The 859-nt window shown below is 72.8% G+C and carries 1 protein-coding gene; it reads left to right on the top strand.

Annotated features, from left to right (window positions below; all coding sequences use genetic code 11):
* Positions 1 to 244: 244 nt before the first annotated feature.
* Positions 245 to 784, top strand: coding sequence for a Fur family transcriptional regulator (locus AC5LUJ_RS09030; RefSeq protein WP_493464767.1), 540 nt, complete (start codon positions 245 to 247; stop codon positions 782 to 784).
* The last annotated feature ends 75 nt before the right edge of the window (positions 785 to 859 follow it).

Here is an 859-nt window from a genome sequence, read left to right as displayed (position 1 = left end):
GCCGCAGCGCTGCCCGCCCCACCGCGGAAGCCGTAGGTGGAACAGGTCACGATGACAGCGTTTTTCACCTACGGCCGCGCAAGCCGTAGGTGAAAAACGGCGTGGCAGCAGCGGTTTCCACCTACGGCTGAGGGGTGTCGGGCGGCGCGGGCGACGGAAGAGACACCCGCGCCGAAACCGTTTCGTCTCCCTGACCATGACAGAGACCCGTCGTCCGGGGCCTCGGCCGCCGTACGGTGAGAGAGTGAAGGCTGTGCCCAGCGCCGAATCCAGCCGAGCGGCCCCTGCCCCGACGGCGTCGTCCCGGGGGGCCGCGTCCGCCGCGGAACCATCGCGTGCCGGGCCGGGTGGCGGCGGACGCCGGGCCATACTCGGCCGCGGAACCACCGTCCGGGCCACCCGCCAGGGAGACGCCGTCTGCGCCGCGCTGGCCGAGATCGACGCTTTCACCAGCGCCCAGGACCTGCACGCCCACCTGCGCGACATGGGGCAGGCTGTCGGCCTGACCACCGTCTACCGGCATCTGCAGGTCCTCGCCGACCAGGGTGAGGTCGACGTGCTGCGCCGCGACGACGGGGAGACCCTCTACCGCCGCTGCGCGACCGACAACCATCACCATCATCTGGTCTGCCGCCGCTGCGGCCGGGCCGTCGAGGTCGAAGGACCCGAGATCGAGGCGTGGACCGACCGCGTCGCCGCGGCCGCCGGCTTCACCGACGTCGCCCACACCCTGGAGATCTACGGCACCTGCGCCGACTGCGCCGCCGCCGGCTCGACCGGGTAAGGCGGAAATCCCCGCTCCTGCTGGTCACGCGGTACCTGCCGCGGCCCCTGCCGCATAGCGCGGCCGGGGCCCGTC

It is taken from the genome of Protofrankia sp. CiP1_Cm_nod3, from assembly GCF_982290655.1.
This window is presented reverse-complemented; position numbering and strand designations above follow the sequence as displayed.